Here is a 1,595-nt window from a genome sequence, read left to right as displayed (position 1 = left end):
TCAGACTGCTGACAAAGGTCTAGCTTTCAAGCTAGACCTTTGATCTAATAGGAGTATCGAAATAGGGATGCTCCGGTATGCTTCAAGAACCTTCTCCACAACAATATGAACTAGAAATGGTGACCATGGAGCAGCTTGTTCCTAAAAACCATCTTGTTCGTAAAATTGATAGCGCTATCGACTTTGAGTTCATTCGAGACGAAGTCGCTCACCTCTACTGCAAAGACAATGGCCGACCGCCTGTTGACCCAGTACGCTTATTCAAAATCATTCTACTTGGCTACATTTTCGGGATTAAAAGCGAGCGCCAACTTGTTAAAGAAATCGAAGTAAACGTTGCTTACCGTTGGTTCCTTCGAATGTCTCTAACTGAAAAAGTAATTCATGCCTCAACACTCAGTCAAAACCGCATTCGTCGCTTTAATGGCACTGATATCTTTGAGCGTATCTTCGGAAACATTGTTATCCAAGCAATGGAGAAAGGCTTGGTTGATGGTCGTGAATTGTTTACGGACAGCACTCACCTTAAAGCCAATGCCAACAAGAATAAGCACCGCAATGAAGAGCGTCAGGTACGAGCGAGTGCTTATCTTGATATGCTAAATGAAGACGTCGCGACAGACCGAGATGAAGAAGGAAAGCGACCATTAAAAGCATCCAAAGTAGAGTTGAAAACAAAGAACACGAAAGTGAGCACCACTGACCCAGAAAGTGGTTTTATGACGCGAGATAATAAGCCACAAGGCTTCTTCTACCTCGACCACCGCACTGTCGATGGGAAACACGGCATCATCTTAGATACCTATGCGACAGCAGGAAATATCAACGACTCACAACCTTATATCCGACGCCTCGACCATACACTAGAGCGTTTTAAGCTAAACCCAATTGCTGTTGGCTTAGATGCAGGTTACTTCACCGCCCCTGTTGCAGAGTGTTTAGAGCGTAGAGGCATCTTAGGGGTGTTTGGCTATCGTCGTCCATCGAGAACAAAGAACACGTTCAAGAAAAAGCACTTCAAATACGAAACAGATACCGACACATACCTATGCCCTACGGGCCAAGCGCTTATCTATAAAACTACGTCACGAGGTGGTTATCGAGAGTACCACTCAGACCCGAAGCAATGTGTGTTCTGTCCAGTTCGCGATGACTGCACGAAAAGCCAAAACATGAAGAAAGTGGTGACGAGGCATATCTACAGTGACGCTGTAGAGCGAGCCAATATGATGCGACTATCAACTTATGGCCGAAAAACTTATCGACGACGAAGTGAAACGGTTGAACGAAGCTTCGCAGATGCGAAACAACATCATGGTCATCGCTATGCGCGCTTCCGTAGCTTAGTAAAAGTCCAGATGCAGTGTTGGATGGCGGCCACTGCGCAAAACATCAAGAAGATAGCTCTAGTGATGAGTTATCTGCAAAAAATAGGGCTCAAAAGGGCCCAAATAAAGCAAATACTGGTGTTCTGGGGGCGAGTTGGTATACCGAAACTTCAAATAGCGTAATAACGAAAAATATCGCGATCACTCCCTAACGGTCGCTTATGAAAAAAGAACCCCGCTAAAAAGCGGGGTTCGTCAGCAATCTGA

Annotated in this window: 1 protein-coding gene; it reads left to right on the top strand. The window is 45.1% G+C overall.

The window, feature by feature from the left end; genetic code table 11:
- Positions 1-77 precede the first annotated feature (77 nt).
- Entirely contained in the window at positions 78-1,511 is a 1,434-nt protein-coding gene (locus ACJB0T_RS21865) for an IS1182 family transposase (protein ID WP_479291069.1), read from the top strand.
- Positions 1,512-1,595: the final 84 nt, after the last annotated feature.

Source organism: Vibrio sp. CB1-5 (assembly GCF_059412285.1).
This window is presented reverse-complemented; position numbering and strand designations above follow the sequence as displayed.

What these genes read in the sequence shown, in the direction of transcription:
- ACJB0T_RS21865 (WP_479291069.1), top strand. Translation starts at nt 78, where the DNA reads ATGCTTCAAGAACCTTCTCCACAACAATATGAACTAGAAATGGTGACC.